This is a genomic window from Sphingomonas sp. PAMC26645 (assembly GCF_004795835.1).
In the GTDB taxonomy this organism is placed as follows: domain Bacteria; phylum Pseudomonadota; class Alphaproteobacteria; order Sphingomonadales; family Sphingomonadaceae; genus Sphingomonas.
Genome location: NZ_CP039249.1, coordinates 1,977,853 through 1,995,972, shown reverse-complemented (window position 1 = coordinate 1,995,972; position 18,120 = coordinate 1,977,853). Strand labels below are relative to the sequence as shown.

Genomic DNA, 18,120 nt, shown 5'->3' with positions numbered 1-18,120 from the left:
CTCTGCGCCCGGACGGGCGAACCCAACGACGATCACGACGGCAATCTTAATACGGCATCATCGAATAGGGGTCGCGGTGCCTCCGAACGGCGTACAGCGCCGGGCAAGACATGCCCCTCGCCGCCCGTACCGATGAACGGATCGACCAGGGATATGCCTTACGCGCACCCGCCTGCCATCATCCGATCGGCAGGTCGAACAGCAGTTCGCGGACGTAGCGCACTGGCGGCGAACCATGGGCGAGCAACGAGTCGTTGTAGCGCTTGAGATCGAACGCCGCGCCCTGCCGCTTCTTGGCCTCTTCCCGCAGTGCCATATGCTCCGAATAGCCGGTGAAATAGCTCAGCAACTGCGTCGAGCCGAGCGAAGCGCGGACCCATTTGCCCGCCGCCTCGCGCTCCTGCTGGAACGCGGTGTGCGTCATCAGCTGCATCGCCTGGTCGCGCGTCATGCCCTCGGTGTGGATGCCGATGTCGAGCAGCGAGTTCGAGATCGAGCGCAGCCGCATCTTGAGCACGGTGAGCTTGAACAGCGGATCGCCGTTCAGATAGCCCTCGTCCGCCATCATGCCCTCGGCGTACACCGCCCAGCCCTCGACGAACGGTCCCGAACCGAGCACCGCGCGCAGCGTCGACTGAGTCGCGTTGGCGTGCGCGAGCTGGAGGTAATGCCCCGGCATCGCCTCGTGCACCGCGAGGTCGTGGATCATGTAGTCGTTATATTCGCTGAGGAACGAGGTTGCCTGCGCCTCGGTCCAGTCGTCGGGGATCGGCGAGACGGCGAAGAACGTGCCGAGGTTCTTCTCCAGCGGGCCGGGGGAATCGCAGTAGGCGACCGCGACGCCCTGCTGGAACTTGGGCATCGTGATGATCTTCACCGGGCTGTCGGGCATGCCGACCAGTCCCTTCTCACGGACGAAGGCGGTCGCCTGTGCCAGCGCCTTGGTCGAGGCGTCGATCATGCCGTCGCGGGCGGGGCGCTTGGCGTAGGTGAGTTCGAGCGCGAGCTGAATCGCGGCCTGCTGCTGCGCTTCGGACGGCTTGTCGGGAAGCAGCAGCGCGCCCTTCTTGGCGCCGAAGATCTGGCGCGCGATCGCGTACATCTGCGCGCGCGTGTCGACGATCGCAGCCTGCGCGCGGCGCTTGATCTCGGCCCGGGTGAGGTCGGATTGCAGCGCGAAGCCAAGCTTCTTGTCGTAGAGCGCTGCCCCCAGCCGAAAGTCGCCCTTCGCGCCGGGCACGAGCGTCTTGTCGAGCCAGACCTGGTGCTCGGCGACCGCCGCCTTCAGTGTCACGAGCGCCGCATCGAACCGCTTGGCGTCCGCTGCGGACAATTCGCTCTTGTGCGGGGCGAGCATGCTCTCGGCGATGTCGACGATGCCGCTGTTCTGCTTCGCCACGGTCGTCGCGTAGATCGACGGTACGCGGGCGGGCACGATGTTCGCGCGTGCCTGGGCCAGCAATGCAGGGAGCGCCGCCATCCGCGCGGTCGCCGCGTTCAGGCGCTGTGGCCACGGCGCGAAGTCCCGCGCGGCGAGCGAGTAGAGCGAACTGCCGGCGATGTCGTTATAGACCTGCGGGTCCCACGCCCAGCCGCCGAGCGTCTCGGTATCCCAGATGTCGTAGCGCAGCGCATTGTCGAGCAGCGCCGCGTCGACCTGCTCCTCGCGCGACAGGGCTTTGCGGTCGATCCGCTGGAGATCGGCGAGCATCGCCTTCGAGAACGCCTCACGCTTGGCACGCCCTGCGGCGGACATGTCGGTGATCTGCGTGTCGAAGCGGTGATCGCCGAGCGATGTCGCCGACGACGGATTGAGGCGCGCCAGGCCATCGACGTAGCGCTTCGAGAGCGACGCGAACGCGCTCGTCTCGGCTTGCGCGGCAAGGACGGGCGCGGGGATAGACGAAACGGGCAGCGCAAGCATCGCGGCGTTGAGCAACAGACGGAAATTACGCATCTTGGAATTCCTGACGATCAGCGTTGTGGCGCGAGTTGCGCGTTCAGATAGACGGTGACGAGCGCGGCGCGCTTGGCGTCCTCGATCTTGTCGGCGCCCGCCGCGTGGCCGCCTTCGGGGTTCTCGTAATAGAAGAACGGATCGCGATACGCTTCCAGCCGCGCGGCGAATTTGCGCGCGTGGCCGGGGTGGACGCGGTCGTCCTCGGTCGAGGTGTAGATGAACGGCGTCGGGTATTGCACGCCGCGCTTCAGGTTCTGATAGGGCGAATATTTCGAGATGAACGCCCAGTCCGCGGGCTTGTCCGGGTCGCCATATTCGCCGATCCACGATGCGCCTGCCGACAGATGCGAGTAACGCTGCATATCGAGCAACGGCGATCCCATCACGATCGCGCCGTAGAGATCAGGACGCTGCTCCATCGCGACGCCGACCAGCAGGCCGCCGTTCGACCGCCCCGACACGGCGATCTTCCGCTTGGCACTCACGCCGGTCCGGACAAGATCGTCACCGACCGCGTGGAGATCGTCATACGCCTTTTGCCGGTTCTCGCGCAGCGGCATCTGGTGCCAGCGCGGCCCGTATTCGCCACCGCCACGGATGTTGGCGAGCACGAACGCGTTGCCCTCCTCGACCCAGAACAGCCCGGCCGGGCCCGAGCGATAGGGCTGGTCGACGAGATAGGTCGGTGTCTGCGCATTGCGGAACCCGCCATAGGCGTGGACGAGCGCAGGCATCGGGCCCGTCGCGCCCTTCTTGCGCACGAGGAAATAGGGGATCTTCGTACCATCCTTCGACGTCGCGAACCGCTGTTCGACCTGCATTGCGGAGGCATCGAACCGCGCTGGCAGCGTGTCGACGGTGACCGGCTTGGCATTTGGGCGGACGGCATAGAGCGCGGGCGGGCTGAGGAAGCTTTCGACCACCGCGAAGGCGACGTCGTCCTTGCCCGCGGTCGCCTCGAGGTGGATCGTCGATGCGGTCGGCAGCGTCGCGACGCCTTGCGTCCAGATGCCATCCGCACCGCGCGTCAGCGACACGAGCCGGCCAGAGACGTCGTCGAGCATCTTCACCCACAGCACCGACTTGCTCGAATCGACCTGCTCCACCGCCTGCGTCGCGGTCGGCACCAGCACGCGTTCGATCGTCGGCGTGCGTCCCGCCAGCACGTCGGGGACGCTGTACGCCACGACCGACCCGCTCGGAATCCCCTTCCAGTCGGACGCCAGCGTCGCGATCAACCGGCCATCGAGGACGGCGTTGATCTCGGCATCGTCTGGCAACGGCGACGGCACCAGCCGGCCATTCTCGGCGATATGACTGCGCTTCGAATGGAAGAAATCGACGTTGCGCGACACCAGCGGATAGCGCCGGTCGCCATCGGTGAAGACGTTGGTCTCGATCCCGACATCGTCCGCCGTCGCGCTCGTCACGGTAGCCGAGGCCGCGAGCGACGTGCCGCGTTGCCACCGCTTCACGGTGCGCGGATAGCCTGATTTCGTAAGGCTGCCGGCGCCGAAATCGGTCGCCACGTACAGCGCGTCCGGCCCGGCCCAGTTCAGCCCTGTCTTGAAGCTCGGCAAAACGAAACCGTCCGCGACGAACTTGCCCGTGGGGATGTCGAACTCGCGCTCCTCGACCGCATCGCCGCCGCCGTTCGACAGCGCGACCATGCAGCGATCGTAGGACGGCGAGCGGCACGTCGCGCCTTTCCACACCCAGCTCTTGCCCTCCGTCTTGCCGAGCGCGTCGACGTCGATCAGCGTCTGCCACACCGGCTTGCCGCTGGTGAACGACGCCAGCGACGCGACCCGCCACAGGCCGCGCACGTTCGTCTTGTCCTGCCACAGGTTCAGCACCTGATCGCCAAGGATCTGGTCGGGCGTCGCGATCTGGCGGTCCGCCTGCAACAGGTCGAGTGCGCGCTGGCGGTAGCGCGCATAGCCCGGCTTGGCTTCGAGCGCGGCGAGCGACTGCGTGTTCCACCGCTTCACCGTATCGAGCGCACGCGTGCCGTGGATGTCCTCGAGATACGCATTCGGATCGGTAGCGGGGGCCGGTGTCTGCGCCAACGCGGTCGTGGAAAGGGCCAGCAAGGCCAGGAACGGCAGGCGTCTTTGCATCATCACTCTCTTATCGTTCAGTGATGCGACTGTAGGCAGCGCAGTCCGCTACGCCAGCCCCTTCTCTTCAGATCATTCAGCCTCCAGCGCGAGCAGCGCGAACGTCGCCAGCCAATGCTCACCCATGTAATCGTCCGCGAGATGCGGCAGTGCCTCTGCCAGGTGTGCGTCGGCGATCTCGCGCGCGGCGGCAGGATCGGGCAGCGCGTCGGCGATCGTCCGCCAACACCACGCGCGCGACAGGTTGACCCCGTCGAGATGCGCGAGGCGGCCGTCGGACCGATCGCTGACGATCGCGGGGGAGCGCAGGGACGCGGTTGCCGGACCGAACGGCTCGGGCAGGAACGCCGCCAGCCACGGCGCGAACTCCGCCCCGAGCACGTCCTTCATCAACGCCGCCTCGCACAGCGTCGCCGACAGGAAATCCTCTCCGCTAGGCTCGAACGGCCGACAGTCGCGGTCGTCGCCATACCAGTCCCGCGCGCGCGCCTCGATCAGTGCGGCGAGCGACTCGTCATGCGTCCGTGCCCAACGCAGCGCGTGGACGAGAGCGAACGCGGTGCAGTCATGCTTCCCGCTCCGCACCGGGTAGATCAGCTTCGGCAGATACGCTGCAAACCGCGCCGCAAACGCGCGTGCCAATGGCTCGATCGCCGCCGCCCAAGGCCGATCGGGACGCCGCGCCAACTCGTCATGCAGCGCCAGCAGCCATCCCCAGCCATAGGGCCGCTCGAACCCGCCGGTGCCCGGCCGATCGAGATACGCCACCTCTCCCGCTATCAGCGCGGGCACCAGCATCCGGTCGGCCAGCGCCTCGACCGCGGCGGCCTCCACCATGCCTGGATACAGGCGCGCGAGGCGCATCACCTGCCACCAGCCATGCACGCAGCTATGCCAGTCGAAACTGCCGTGAAACACCGGATGCAGCGTCTTCGGCAGCGCCAGGTCACCGGGCCCGTCGAGCACCTGGTCGAGCTTGTACGGCCATTCGCGGGTCAGATGCCCGAGCGTCAGCCCGGCAAATCGCGCCGCGGTCGCGTGGTCGAGCCGCTCTGTCATCGTGTCCTCCCACATCGTTCGTCGGACATTCAGCTGCTGTGGTCCGAAATGATCTTCCACGCGCCGCCACGCCGTTCGAACACCAAAGTCGTCATGCCCGATTCGCTGGTCGACGCCCCGGTCAGCGTCCACCGTGCGAACAGCATCGCATGCGCCGGATCCAGACCGCGCATCTCCAGGAACGCGAATGACAGCTTGCCGCGCGCATTGCCCGCGCCGCTGAAGCTGGACCGGTATTTGTCCGCAATCGCCGGTTTGCCGCGAAGCAGTCCCTTCGGCGTCACGAACACCGCGTCGTCCGCATAAATGTCCATGAACCGCGCGAGATCGCCCGCGTTCCAGCCCGCCGCGCTCGCTTCCATGCCCTTGCGGATCGCGATTTTGGCGGGCGTCTGCGCGATCGCGGGCGCTGCGATCGCGACGATCGCGAAGGGTAGCATCATGGGTCGCATCATTCTCTCGCCATCAGTTCGAGCAACGCCGCCTCGCCGACCGGCTCCGACAGCAGGAACCCCTGATACAGGCTGCATCCACCCGCGGCGAGCAGTTCGAGCTGCGACGGTCGCTCGACCCCCTCGGCGATCACCGCGAGCCCCAGCGAACGCGCCATCGTGATCGCGCCGGCGACCACCACGCGGTCGCGCGCGCTGCCGTCGATGTCCCGCACCAGCGACTTGTCGATCTTGACGTAATCGAGCGGCAGCGACTTCAGATAGGCGAGGCTCGAATACCCCGTCCCGAAATCGTCGATCGCCACCCGGCACCCTGCCCCGCGCAGTTCCGCCAACAACGCCGATGCCGCTGCGAGGTCTTCGATCAACCCAGTCTCGGTAATCTCGACCGTCAGGCGCCCGCGGGGGAAGCCACTCTCGTCGATCCGCGCCAGGAACAGCGCGGCAAACCCCGGCCGGGTGATATCCGCCGCCGTCAGGTTCAGCGACACGCGCAACGTTCCCAACAACTCCGGCCAGGCGACCGCACGCGCCAGCACTAGTCGCTGGATATGGTCCGACAACGCGATGCCCAGGTCGGCGCGGTCTGCGGCATCGAACAGCGTGTCCGCCCCGAGCGGCCCGAGCGCCCGGTGGTTCCAGCGCGCCAAGGCCTCGACCCCCGTGATCTTGCCGCTCGCGATCTCGACCTGAGGCTGCCAGCGCAGATCGATCTCGTCGCGCTCGATCGCATGGTGCAGGTCGATCGCCAGCGCGTCGATCGGCGCGACCCCGTCGGGCAGCGCGACGTGCAGCACCGATCCGTCGCTCGCCTTTGCCTCTGCCAGCGCCTCGCTCGCGCGGCGCAGCAACGCCGCCGCATCGTCGCCCGGCTGGCGCTGCGCCACGCCGAAGCGACATCCGAGCACCGCGCGCGTATCGGCCACCGCGAACGGTCGCGCGAGCGCCGCGTCCAACGCGGTGATCGCCGCCGTCACCGCGTCCCCGGCCGCCTCGATCACCAGCACGAACTCCGACCCGCCGAGCCGCGCGACCATCGCATCCACGCCGATCGCCTGGCGCGCGACCGTCTCCGCGCGCAACACGGCCGCTTCGATCAGGCCATCCACCGCGGGGCGGCCATGCGCCGCATTGACGATGTCGAGGCGCGACAGCGCGACCAGCACCACCGCCACCGGCCGCTCCTCGGCGATACGGCTGACGATCCAGCGCCGCGCTTCGCCGGTCTCCCTGTCATAGTGCGATGCGCCGGGTATGCCGCGTCGATCGATCGCGCCACCGGATGCGCGTGCGGCATGGCGCCCCGCGAACCGCAGCGCCTGGACGAGTTCGCCTTCGCTCGCCGGACTAGCCAGGAATTGCGTCGCGCCCGCATCGAAGAACTCGCCGATCGCCTCGACATCGCCGCGCGATACCAGCACCAGCAACGCCGCACCGTTGGTGGCGACCAACCCGCCCAGCCTGCGCGTCGCCGAAAGTCCGTCGTCGAGCGCACCGCGCGCATCAATCAACGCGACCGCAGCACCGCTTACCAAGAACCGGCTTTCCAACCCTTCGGCATCGCCCACGACCGCCGCCTGCCACCCCGCACCGGCCCCTGCGCTTGCCAAAATCTCCGCGATCTCATCACGTTGACGGAACGATACCGCGAACAGCGTCGTTGCGATCTGCATGTCTTCCATATCCGTCGCACCTCGCTCGATCGGTGCGAGCCTAGCCGCCGTATCGCCGCGCGCCAATCCAATACCAGCCGATCCGGCCTTGTTAGTGGGACAGTCAGGTCTTAGCTCGGAGGAGATGACGATCGCGCCCACCCTCGAGCAAAAGCCGCTGCGCGATACGCATGGTCGCACGATCAAGTATCTGCGGATTTCGGTGACCGATCGCTGCGACCTGCGCTGCCGGTACTGCATGTCCGAAAAGATGACGTTCCTACCGCGCAGCAAGCTGCTGAGCCTCGAAGAGATCGCGATCATCGCCGAGCGTTTCATCGCGCGCGGCGTGACGAAGATACGTCTGTCGGGTGGCGAGCCGCTCGTGCGCCGGGACGTTGCCGAACTGGTACAGCGCTTGGGTCACAACATCGGATCGGGCCTCGAAGAGCTGACGATGACCACCAACGGCACGCGCCTCGCGCAGCATGCCGAGGCGATGGTCGATGCCGGCATTCGCCGCGTCAACGTCAGCATGGACAGCCGCGATCCCGAGCGCTTCCGCTACATCACCCGCCATGGCGACGTGTCACAGGTCATCGGCGGCATCTACGCCGCGCGCGACGCGGGGCTCGCGATCAAGATCAACATGGTCGCGCTGAAGGGCTTCAACGAGGACGAGATCGCACCGATGCTCGCCTGGTGTCGCGACGAGGGCTTCGACCTGTCGCTGATCGAGACGATGCCGCTCGGCGCGATCGACGAGGACCGTACCGACCGCTTTCTGCCGTTGACCAAGGTGTTCGACGACCTCGGCCAGCAGTTCACGCTCGCCCGCGACGCGCACAAGACCGGCGGCCCCGCGCGCTACTGGAACGTCGACGGCACGCGCACGCGTCTCGGCCTGATCTCGCCGCTGACCGCCAATTTCTGCGAAGGCTGCAACCGGGTGCGCCTGACCACCGAGGGCAAGCTGTACATGTGCCTGGGCCATGACGATCAGGTCGACCTGAAGGCGGCTCTGCGCGAAGGCGGGACCGCCGGCCTCGACGAAGCGATCGACGCTGGCCTGTTCGCCAAGCCCAAGGCTCATGACTTCCGCATCGGCCAAGGTGAAGGCCCCGCGGTCGCACGCCACATGAGCGTCACCGGCGGATGAGCCTGTACGAGCGGCGGGCGCTGGTCGCGTCTAATACCCCGCCTGCTCGTGCCGCCGAAGCGGAACTCGCCGACATGGGCGAGTGGGTGCCGGTCGAGGACGCGGACGTCATCATCGCACTCGGCGGCGACGGGTTCATGCTGCAGACGCTGCACACGATGCTGGAGCGCCGCAAGCCGCCCGTGCCCGTGTTCGGCATGAACCTTGGCACGGTCGGGTTCCTGATGAACGAATGGCGCCACCACGGCCTCACCGACCGGCTGGAGCGCGCGAAGCCGTTCAAGGTCATACCGCTCAGCATGACCGCGATCGGCGTCGATGGCCGGACGCACACGCTGCCCGCGATCAACGAAGTCTCGTTCCTGCGCGAGACCCGCCAGACCGCCAATCTCGAGGTGACGGTGAACGACCGCGTCGTCCTCGCCGAACTCGCCTGCGACGGCATCCTCGTCGCGACACCGGCCGGCTCAACCGCCTACAACCTTTCCGCGCACGGCCCGATCCTGCCGCTCGGCTCGGGCATGGTCGCACTGACCCCCATCAGCCCGTTCCGCCCACGCCGCTGGCGTGGCGCCATCCTGCCCGACAAGGCACGTATCCGCATTCGCGTGCTCGACCCCGGCAAGCGCCCCGTCTCCGCGGTCGCCGACCAGCGCGAGATCCGTGACGTCGCGCAGGTCGACATCTGCATGGACCGCGCTCGCGAACTCACGCTGCTGTTCGATCCCGAGCACGCGCTCGACGACCGCATCACCATGGAACAGTTCGTCGCCTGAACGCGGTTTATCGCCGACTTTGCATTTTTGCGGCGAAACCCGCTTGCATCGTCCGACCGGCCGTTTATAGAGCCGCCTCCGGCAACGTTCCCTGATAGCTCAGCGGTAGAGCTCTCGACTGTTAATCGAGTGGCCGTAGGTTCGAATCCTACTCAGGGAGCCATTTTCCAGCCGGACAAGTCCTCGCTTATTCGCGAGATGCCGGTATGCCGGAACCCCCTTTGAAAATGTGTTCAGCCAGTTGCAGTCGTTCTTGCGACGACGTCTGACCTGCCGCTCCCCCCAGGTGCCTAAAAGTCCAAGCTCAAAACAGATCCCGGGCGGGACGCGTTCGCGATGGGCGGGATTTGGCGGGTATTCGCGCAAATTCGTAGCTTCTACCGACACTTAGGTCTGACGAACATTCTTTAGTTCATGAAACTTATTTCATGTTAAGATACTTTGTGGTTTAGGATGAAGTCTTACTCAAACAGTGGAGATTTCATGTTTATTAAGTCACTTGCCACGGCATTGGCTGGCCTCATGCTGGTAGCCGCACCGGTTGCAGCGAATGCGGCCTCGGCCAACCCAGCATCCAGCCTCTCGACGATCAAGTCGGCACGCGCCGGTACGCCGACCGTCAAGAAGTCCAAGGTCGCCGACGGTGGTTTCATCATCATCGCTCTTGCCGCCGTTGCGGTCGGTGGTGGTCTGTATCTCGCGATCGACGATGGCGACGATTCCGACAGCAACTAATCTGTTGGACCGGTGTCATGCACCGGTCCAATCGACTTGGGCTTGGCGGAAGCCACGTCGAAACGGGCGCTTGAGCATCGCTCGTGCCCGAAATGCGCTGAACTACCAATAATCGTTCCGGACTTACCGCGCTTCCTGCTCAATCCGATGATGCTCCCCGATAGCTTTATTCGTGCGTCGCGCGCCGATTTGATACTATGCGGTCCCGCACGTGAAAAACGGGGCGGAGGGTTCGGAATGGTCGATGCAGTGATAGTCCGCGCAGGCGACAGCGTCGTGACCCTGCTGCGCGATGGCGATGTCGGCGACCGGATCAATACCGGCGACACCGTGCTCACCCTGTCTCAGGCTATTCCGCGCAACCTGCCGCGACACCCGCTCGGCTTTCCCGTACCGACGATCAAGATCGCGTCGAACACCGACCTTGCACAGCGCAAGCCGGGCTGGATCGATTTCGACGCCGGGCAGGTGCTCGACCAGGGGTTCGCCTCGGCCGAAACGGCGCTGCTCGACTGCATCGCCGCGATCGCATCGGGCCGCGAGACCGCCGCCGAGCGCAATGGCGAACGCGAGATCGCGATCTGGAAACGTGGAGTAACGCTTTGACACGACTGACCCATGCGACGCTCGACCAGCTTGCAGCGACGATCGAGAGCCCGCGAGGCCGCCCCCTCCCCTCGATCGGCATCGTTCATTTCGGGCCGGGGGCATTCCACCGCGCGCATCAGGCGGCGTATATCGACGCGCTGTTGGGTGATGACCCGCGCTGGGGCATCGCCGCAGTCTCGATGCGCAGCAAGCGGACGGTCGCCGCGCTCGCCGAGCAGGACGGGCTCTACACGCTCGCGATCCGCGACGCCGAATCGTCGAACCGTGTAATCGGCGCGCATCGCCGGTTCCTCGGGCCCGACGACGCGGCCGAAACGCACGCACTGCTCGCCGATCCCGCGGTACGCCTGGTGACCTCGACCGTGACCGAAAAGGGCTATTGCCTCGCCGCCAACGGCACGCTCGACCTGTCGCACCCCGATATCGTCCATGACCTTGCTGGGACTGACACGCCACGCAGCCTGGTCGGATGGCTGGTCTCGAGTCTTGCCGCACGGCGGAAGGCGGGCGTCGCGCCGTTCGTGCCGATGCCGTGCGACAATCTCGCCAACAATGGCGCTAAGCTCCACGCAGCCCTGATTGCCTTCGCGCGCATGGGCGATACGGATCTGGCAGACTGGATCGCCGGTGAGGTACGCGTCCCGTCGACGATGGTCGATTCGATCACGCCGGCGTCCGACGTTGCTCTGTACGACGACGTCGCCGAAGCGATCGGGCTCGAAGACCTTGCCGCCGTCCAGCGTGAATCCTTCGTGCAGTGGGTGATCGAGGACATCGGCACGCCGCTCGGCCCCGATCTCGCGTCGGTCGGCGCCACGATCACGACCGACGTCGCCAGCTACGAGAAGGCGAAGCTGCGGATTCTCAACGGGGCGCATTCGACGCTTGCCTATGTCGGCCTGCTACGCGGCGCAGCGAGCGTGGCGGACGCGATGAACGACGCGGCGCTCGCCAGGTTCGTCGATGCGATGATCCGCGACGACATCATCCCGATGCTAGCCCACACCCCCGGCCTCGACCTGGATGCCTACCGCGCCGCCGTGCTCCAGCGGTTCCGCAACCCGGTGATCGTCCACCGGCTCGACCAGATCGCGCAGGACGGATCGCAGAAGCTGCCCTACCGGCTGGGCGATACACTCGTCGCAAACCGCCGCGCGGGTCGCATGCCCCAGGGCGTCGTCACCGCGCTCGGCGCGTGGGTCGTCTTCCTGATGCAGCGCACCCGCGACAACACCCCGATCGTCGATCCAGCCGGCGATCGCCTTGCCGCTGCGGCACGCGACGGAACGCCCGCCAAGGTCGTCGCGCGCCTGATCGATGCCGGACTGGGCTTCCCCCCCGAACTCCGCGACGACGCAGCCGCCCGGTCCGCGATCGCCGATGCGGCAGAACGGATCAGCCGCGGCGACTGGTCGGGCGTGAACCTCTAGACCCCATAGGCCGCCCGAGCATTGCCGCCGAAGATCGCGTCGCGCGCCTCCGGGCAGGCGCGCGCGACGAACCCGTCGATCAGGTCGACGACCTGGCGATACTCGGCGGCAAGGCGGCAGACCGGCCAATCGGAGCCGAAGATCAGGCGGTCAGGCCCGAAGCACGCAAGCAGGTGATCGAGATACCGCGCGATCTGCTCTGCCGTCCAGGTCGCGTGATCCGCCTCCGTGACGAGCCCGGATATCTTGCAATAAAGCGACGGCACCTGCGCCATGTCGGCGATCGCGTCCGCCCAAGGCTGCCAGCCACCATGCGCGATGTCGGGCTTCGCACCATGATCGAGGATCAGCCGCGGCGTCGGCGAACGCCCCGCCGCGACCAGATCGCAGAAGCGACGGACATGGATCGCCTGACGAGGTTTGACGAGAATGTCGTAGCTGAAACCGCGCTCGACCGTCGCCCGGACCCCGCGCACGAAGTCCGATGTCAGCAGGAAATCGTCGTCCGGCTCGTCCTGGACGATATGCCGAAACCCAACCAGCTTGGACGATCCCGACCAGGTCTCCAGCCGCTGCGCAATGTTGTCGGCCCGCAGGTCGATCCAGCCGACCACGCCCATGATCCGCGGATGCGCAGCCGCGAGCTCCAGCAGCCAGTCGGTCTCAGCCTTCGTCTGTCGCGCCTGCACCGCGATGCAGCCGTCGATCGCGGTGCCGTCCAACAATGGCATCAGATCGGCGGGCGAAAAGTCCCGAGCGAGCACGCTGTCAGTATCGATCCAGTCGAATGCAGACGGCGAATAGGACCAGAAATGCTGGTGCGCGTCGATACGAGTCACGCGGCGATCCGCGCCTGGCTGGTCGGCTGTGTCTGCATCCGAAGAACGTACCGCGTGCACGCCAGCGCAGCAATCGGATCGACGTGTCGCTTTGACCGAACGCTATTTCGCGACGACCACCGGCATGAAGATACAGCCGTTGCCGCGCACCGTCCGGATGATCTCCGTTTCTTAAATACCAACACCAACATCGACGCGTTTCCCGGCGCGATGGTTGTACCGGACACCAGTCGGCGCTAGCGGCATTCTCCATGTCGCCGCCCGCCAAACCGCACGTTAAACCCTTGAACTGGCTCCAGCCTTTGGAGGGCCTGCGGATACTGAAACGCGGCGACGTGCCGATCACGCGAGTCCAGGTTTATGGCCAGCGATGCAGCGGCACCAACCTCGTCACCCGCGCGATCGAGGCGAACATGCCGAGCGTGACGATCACCGAGGATTTTGGCTTCAAGCACTGGTTCGTGCCGCCGCAGACGTTGTTCGTGAAGGATACGCTGGTGCTGGTCGTCGCGCGCGACGCGTTCGACTGGACCCGTAGCCTCCACCGCCAGCCGTGGCACGCGCATCCGGACCTGAAGGCGGAGCCGTTCGACGTGTTCATCCGCAGCCAGTGGCATAGCTATTGGGACGATCATTTCGGTCCCATCGAGCCGGGGCATCCGATGCAGGGCGACGAGATGCTGCACGAGCGCGATCCGGAAACCGGCGAACGCTTCGCCAATTGCATCGCCAAGCGCACCGCGAAGCTTCGCCACTGGGCGTCGTTGACCAACCGGACGCACAACGTCGCGTTGCTCGGCTATGATGCGTTCGCGCGCGCTCCGTCGGCGTTCGTCGAGGCGTTGTCCGAGGCGACCGGGATCCCGCGGCGCGAAGAATATGTGCCGATCACCAGCTACAAGGGACAAGGCTATGCGCCCTACGTTCCGACGGCTTATCCCGAACTCGCGCCTGCTGATGCCGAACACATCACCGCGTGGCTCGATCCCGAGGTCGAGGCGGCATTCGGACTGAGCGCGAACTATGCTGATCGATATCAGTCGCCTTCGGAGGCCGGATCGGTACAACGTTCGGCATGACCAAGCCGATCACGTTCTTCATCCATCACCAGGGTCGCGGCCACGCCAACCGCGCGATGGCGATCATCCGCGAACTGCCGGCCGAGCGCGCGGTGACGATCCTGACCGCCAAGCCGTCGCTGTTCGACGGGTTCGAGCGACCGATCACGATCGCCGCGCTGCCCGACATGATCGGCGCGCCAGTGCCGACGCCCGGCCTGTTCGCGCAGGCGACGCCCGAGGTGATGCACTGCGTTCCGCTCGGCGTCGCGAAGACCCGCGCGACGATGCGGACGATCATCGACCATCTCGACGACGTCGATCCGGCGCTGTTCGTGGTCGACGTTTCCGCCGAGATCGCGCTGCTCGCCCGGATCGCGAGCGTGCCCGCGATCAGCATCCGCATGCACGGCGACCGCCTCGATCCCGGTCATCTGGGCGCCTACCAGGCGAGCGTCGGCTTGCTCGCACCCTTCGGCGAGGCGCTCGAACAGGCGGACACGCCGGACTGGGTCCGCGCGAACACGTGTTACGCAGGCGGCCTTTGCACCACCGTCGACCCCGTCCCGACCAAGGCCGAGGCGCGCGCGAAACTCGGCCTCGATCCGACCAAGGAAATCATCGTCGTCCTCACCGGCGGTGGCGGTGCGGGCACGCCCTATGCGCCGCTGACGATGGCGGCGCGCGCGGTGCCGGATGCGCTATGGCTGGTGCTCGGGCCGGTCCACCGCGAGGGACATGAGACCGACTTCGGCAATCTCGTCGAGCTCGGCTGGGTGCCCGGCGTCACCGACCATATCGCCGCCGCCGACGTCGTCATCGCATCGGCCGGCGACAACACCGTGCATGAGATCGCACGCGTCGGTCGGCCTTATGTCTGCGCGCCCGAATGGCGGTATTTCGGTGAGCAGACCCGGAAGGCGGAGCGTCTTGCCGAGCTTGGCGCCGCGGTCGCGCTGCCATCATGGCCGGGGGCGCTGGCACCGTGGCGGGGGATACTCGACGCCGCGAAAGCGCTCGATTCTGCCGCGCTCGCGGACCTGTACGACGCGGATGCAGCCAAGGTCGCCGCGGACTATCTGGAAGGACTGGCGGTCTCGCTTTGGGCGCCCGCTTCGAAATAGAGCGCTAGTCGATCCTCCCCCGCCAGGGGAGGATCGACACGTTGCGCAGCATCTCAGCTAAACAAAACCTCCGGAGGCATTTTCGACGCGGCCACCTCTTCTGCGGTCGGCCCCCGCAACACCGTAATCGTATCCGCATCCCAGGCGATCAGCCCGCGCTCGGCGAAATGCCCCAGCCAATAGTCCATGCACCACCGCCCCCAGGTGCCGCGAAACAACCGCGCATTGCGGATGATCGCGTCGAAATGCTGGTACGCAGGCGTGTGGACGACATGATGCTGGTGATACGCCCGCGCGCCGCCGACCCACCACATCGGCACCACGGCGCGCTCGAGTCGCGCGGCGAAGTCGGTTTCCTCCCCGCCATAGCCGACATAGCGCTCGTCCATCCCCCCTGCCCGCGCCCAGTCCGCCGCGGAGATCGCGAACGACAGGCCCCAGAGCTCGCCATGGCTCGGCGTCGGCACGATGGCGTCGGACGCGATCGGCGGCTTGGCCGGGTGACGCACGCCGGCGCGGTCAAGCGCGTCCCAGTCCAGCCCGGCATCCAGCACGCCGAACGGCAAATACAAGACCTCGCCCAATCGGATTCCGCCCGGCTCGATCGCCGTAGCCGCGTAGCGCTCGACCAACGTCGGCGCAGGGAGGCAATCGACATCCAGGAAGATCAACTGATCCCCACTCGCAGCCGCCGCCGCACGGTTGCGCGCCGCCGCCAGCGGCATCGCGTCGCCCTCGACGAACACCGCGTGCATCGGAAAGTCGGTCGGCGGGAGATCGGCGTGCGGCGCGTCCTGCATGTACGCGATCACGAGTTCGTCGGGCTTGCGCGTCGCTGCGTTGAGGCCGGCGATCAAGTTCACCAGGTGCGCGCGACGTCCGCGTACCAGCGTCAGCACGCTGACCGTCGAGGACGTCACGATGCTTTCCTGATTCCCTCGACGTCTATCCCGGCTGCCGCATCGCGGAAGAACGCCACGCCTTCGATCACGCCGCGCGCATGATGGCCGATCGCGACATAGCCGTGCGCAAGGTCCGCCCGCGATCCCAGGCCGTCCGAATAATTGCCGACGATGATCGCATGACGCGACGACCGCAACATCTCGATGTCGTTGCCGCTGTCGCCCGCGACGATCACCTGCCGCGGTTCGAGACCGAGGCGGCGGCGGACGTGCTCGACCGCCGTACCCTTCGACGCGGCATGTGGCAGGATGTCGAGATAGCGGCCATGGCTCTGGATGATCGAGCAGCTATGCCCGTGTTCCGCCAGCAGCGCGCGCACCCGCTCGGCCGCCGCCATGTCGCCATCGGCGAAATAGCTGAGCTTGAACCGGCGCTGTTCGAGCGGGCTTTGCGGCGTCAGGCCGGCATGTTGCCCGATCAGCGCGGCAACCGCCTCGCGGTCCCAACCGGCGGCGATGATCCCGTCCCATTCGGTATCGCGGTCGTACACCGCCCCGCGCACCGTCCGGTAATAGATCTCCGAGCCGACCGAGGTGATCAGGATTTCGGGCCGCGGCGCATCATGCTGCCCAAGCACCGCCATGGCGCTGTGGAAGCTGCGCCCCGTTGCGATCGCAAACGTGACATCGGTCTGCGCATCGTGCCACGCGGTGAAATCGTCGACGTCCTTGGCACAACCGAGCAGCGTTCCGTCAATATCCGACACCAGCAACAATTCCGGCTTCCGATCCGGGACCGCAGGCGCGGCGTTCACGACCTCCGCCAGCAACCCGGTATAAAGCTGTACGTGCCGGTCCCAGTCATAGGCGCGGATCGCTACCGATCCTGCCGCTGAGTAGCGCGACCACAGCGCCGGATCGTCTAGTATCTTCTGGATCGCATCGGTGATGGCGCTAGGTGAACGCGGATCGACGAGAATGCCGTTGCCGCAGGTCTCGACGATATCGTTCGGACCGCCGCTGTCGGTCGCGACCACGGGTAACCCGCTCGCCGCCGCTTCGAGCAAAGTCAGCCCGAACGGTTCATTGAGCGCCGGATTGACGAACACGCCCCGCCGGATGCGGGCATGGGCATAGACCGCGGCGATATCGTCCGGCCGGTGCTGCTTGGGATAAGCGATCTTGCCGTACAGGTCGTAGCGGTCGATCAACTGGAGAAGTTCGGCGATGTTGTCGCGGATCTCGGGTTCCAACGTCGCACTGTCGTCGCGCGTGCCCGCCAGGATCACGAGGTTCGCCGCGGCCTGGAGCGCGGGTGACCGGCCATAAGCATGGACGAGCGCCGCGAGGTTCTTCTTGGTCACCGGGCGAGCAATCGCGAGGATTACCGGCTTGGCGGGATCGTCCAGGAACCGGTTGATCAGCGCATCGACGCGGGCATCGGTGCCACAGTTCGCGAACTGCTTGAGATCGCTACCCGGCGCGAACACGCGGATGCGGCCGGGGTCATATGCATCATAATCTGCATACTGGACTTCGGCCTCGTCGCGCGACGAGGCAATGATCGCGGCCGCCCCGGCGATGGCTTCCTCTTCGATCGCGATCCGGCGATCGAGGCCCGCGGTTTCCGCACACTCACGATCGAACGCGGCCAGCTTCACCCGGCCGAGCGAATGTGCGGTGAACACATAGGGGATGCCGGTACGCGCCCAAACCCGCGCCGCGATCAGTCCGGCATCGGCATAGTGCGCGTGCATGACGTCGGGCGCGCGATCTAGCGTGGCGATATGCGCGACCAAAGCCTCGACCAGGCTGTCATGCTCGGTCCACAGGTCTTCCTTGACGAGATACGCATCGGACGCGGTCAGCAGGCGGACGATACGCGTCGTGCCGTCGATCGTCTCGATCGGCTCGGCATAGCATTCCGCATAAGCCGCATGATGGAATGCACGGGTAACGATTTCCATCCGGTCGATAGCCGGATTGCGGCCGCTGGCAGCGACGAGATCGAGAAGGTACCGGATATGGCCCCCGGTATCCGCGGTGATTCCGTATTCGACGTCGGTTGCGCGTAAACACCCCTGCAACGCGATATGTAGTACGAACACCCTTCCCCCGTTCACCTGCAATTCACGTAAGGAACCGCTCACGGGGTTGCCGAGTTCCGGGCCGATGATACTTTACATGCCGGTATTGACGCAGGTTATTACGTTCCCTGCGGCGCCTCGTTCGCTCGGTGATCGAT

The 18,120-nt window shown here is 66.1% G+C and carries 15 protein-coding genes, 1 tRNA gene and 1 pseudogene; 9 read left to right on the top strand and 8 right to left on the bottom strand.

Annotated features, from left to right (window positions below):
• Positions 1-178 precede the first annotated feature (178 nt).
• From E5673_RS09465 to E5673_RS09445, 5 genes are all read right to left on the bottom strand, one after another.
• The gene (locus tag E5673_RS09465; RefSeq protein ID WP_136189797.1) at positions 179-1,957 is read right to left on the bottom strand and encodes a DUF885 domain-containing protein; all 1,779 of its coding nucleotides are present in this window, start codon (positions 1,955-1,957) and stop codon (positions 179-181) included.
• Positions 1,958-1,974: 17 nt separating this feature from the next.
• Positions 1,975-4,083, bottom strand: a complete 2,109-nt coding sequence (locus E5673_RS09460; RefSeq protein ID WP_247599646.1) for a prolyl oligopeptidase family serine peptidase — start codon at positions 4,081-4,083, stop codon at positions 1,975-1,977.
• A gap of 69 nt (positions 4,084-4,152) precedes the next feature.
• Entirely contained in the window at positions 4,153-5,139 is a 987-nt protein-coding gene (locus E5673_RS09455; protein ID WP_136189796.1) for a DUF2891 domain-containing protein, read from the bottom strand.
• 29 nt (positions 5,140-5,168) lie between these two features.
• A complete protein-coding gene (locus E5673_RS09450) occupies positions 5,169-5,582 on the bottom strand; it encodes an SgcJ/EcaC family oxidoreductase (RefSeq protein WP_247599645.1) in 414 nt (137 codons plus the stop codon).
• Positions 5,583-5,590: 8 nt separating this feature from the next.
• Positions 5,591-7,264, bottom strand: a complete 1,674-nt coding sequence (locus E5673_RS09445) for an EAL domain-containing response regulator (protein ID WP_247599644.1) — start codon at positions 7,262-7,264, stop codon at positions 5,591-5,593.
• Between the two features lie 124 nt (positions 7,265-7,388).
• On the opposite strand from E5673_RS09445, the gene moaA reads away from it, so the two are divergent.
• From moaA to E5673_RS09415, 6 genes and pseudogenes are all read left to right on the top strand, one after another.
• On the top strand, positions 7,389-8,402 hold the full coding sequence (moaA, locus tag E5673_RS09440) for a GTP 3',8-cyclase MoaA (RefSeq protein WP_056062863.1): 1,014 nt from the start codon (positions 7,389-7,391) through the stop codon (positions 8,400-8,402).
• Complete coding sequence (locus E5673_RS09435) at positions 8,399-9,178, top strand: NAD kinase (RefSeq protein WP_120299014.1); 780 nt, start codon at positions 8,399-8,401, stop codon at positions 9,176-9,178. Before moaA ends, E5673_RS09435 begins: the two co-directional genes overlap by 4 nt.
• Before the next feature lie 88 nt (positions 9,179-9,266).
• Positions 9,267-9,341, top strand: a tRNA-Asn gene (locus tag E5673_RS09430).
• A gap of 320 nt (positions 9,342-9,661) precedes the next feature.
• Positions 9,662-9,913 carry a hypothetical protein gene (locus E5673_RS09425; RefSeq protein WP_247599643.1) on the top strand — a complete coding sequence of 84 codons (252 nt, stop codon included), beginning with the start codon at positions 9,662-9,664 and terminating at the stop codon, positions 9,911-9,913.
• A 375-nt stretch (positions 9,914-10,288) separates the two neighbouring features.
• Positions 10,289-10,519: pseudogene (locus tag E5673_RS09420) on the top strand (altronate dehydratase); the annotation flags it as partial.
• Positions 10,516-11,952 (top strand): mannitol dehydrogenase family protein, encoded by a 1,437-nt coding sequence (locus tag E5673_RS09415; RefSeq protein WP_136189794.1) that lies wholly within the window; start codon positions 10,516-10,518, stop codon positions 11,950-11,952. The pseudogene E5673_RS09420 and the gene E5673_RS09415, both read left to right, overlap by 4 nt.
• Here E5673_RS09415 and E5673_RS09410 read toward each other — a convergent pair.
• The gene (locus tag E5673_RS09410) at positions 11,949-12,791 is read right to left on the bottom strand and encodes an amidohydrolase family protein (RefSeq protein ID WP_136189793.1); all 843 of its coding nucleotides are present in this window, start codon (positions 12,789-12,791) and stop codon (positions 11,949-11,951) included. The genes E5673_RS09415 and E5673_RS09410 overlap by 4 nt on opposite strands.
• On the opposite strand from E5673_RS09410, the gene E5673_RS09405 reads away from it, so the two are divergent.
• Genes E5673_RS09405 through E5673_RS09395 form a run of 3 tightly spaced genes read left to right on the top strand, consistent with a single transcriptional unit; the run spans position 12,765 to position 14,973 of the window.
• Positions 12,765-13,031, top strand: coding sequence for a hypothetical protein (locus E5673_RS09405; RefSeq protein WP_136189792.1), 267 nt, complete (start codon positions 12,765-12,767; stop codon positions 13,029-13,031). The two genes, E5673_RS09410 and E5673_RS09405, sit on opposite strands and share 27 nt — an antisense overlap.
• Positions 13,032-13,042: 11 nt before the next feature.
• On the top strand, positions 13,043-13,870 hold the full coding sequence (locus tag E5673_RS09400) for a hypothetical protein (protein ID WP_136189791.1): 828 nt from the start codon (positions 13,043-13,045) through the stop codon (positions 13,868-13,870).
• Complete coding sequence (locus tag E5673_RS09395) at positions 13,867-14,973, top strand: glycosyltransferase (RefSeq protein ID WP_136189790.1); 1,107 nt, start codon at positions 13,867-13,869, stop codon at positions 14,971-14,973. Before E5673_RS09400 ends, E5673_RS09395 begins: the two co-directional genes overlap by 4 nt.
• 53 nt (positions 14,974-15,026) lie before the next feature.
• Here the strand turns inward: E5673_RS09395 and E5673_RS09390 are convergent, their stop codons facing one another.
• Together E5673_RS09390 and E5673_RS09385 are read right to left on the bottom strand one after the other, a co-directional pair.
• The gene (locus E5673_RS09390) at positions 15,027-15,893 is read right to left on the bottom strand and encodes a galactosyltransferase-related protein (protein WP_136189789.1); all 867 of its coding nucleotides are present in this window, start codon (positions 15,891-15,893) and stop codon (positions 15,027-15,029) included.
• Complete coding sequence (locus E5673_RS09385) at positions 15,890-17,983, bottom strand: HAD-IIB family hydrolase (RefSeq protein WP_136189788.1); 2,094 nt, start codon at positions 17,981-17,983, stop codon at positions 15,890-15,892. Before E5673_RS09385 ends, E5673_RS09390 begins: the two co-directional genes overlap by 4 nt.
• Between the last annotated feature and the right edge of the window lie 137 nt (positions 17,984-18,120).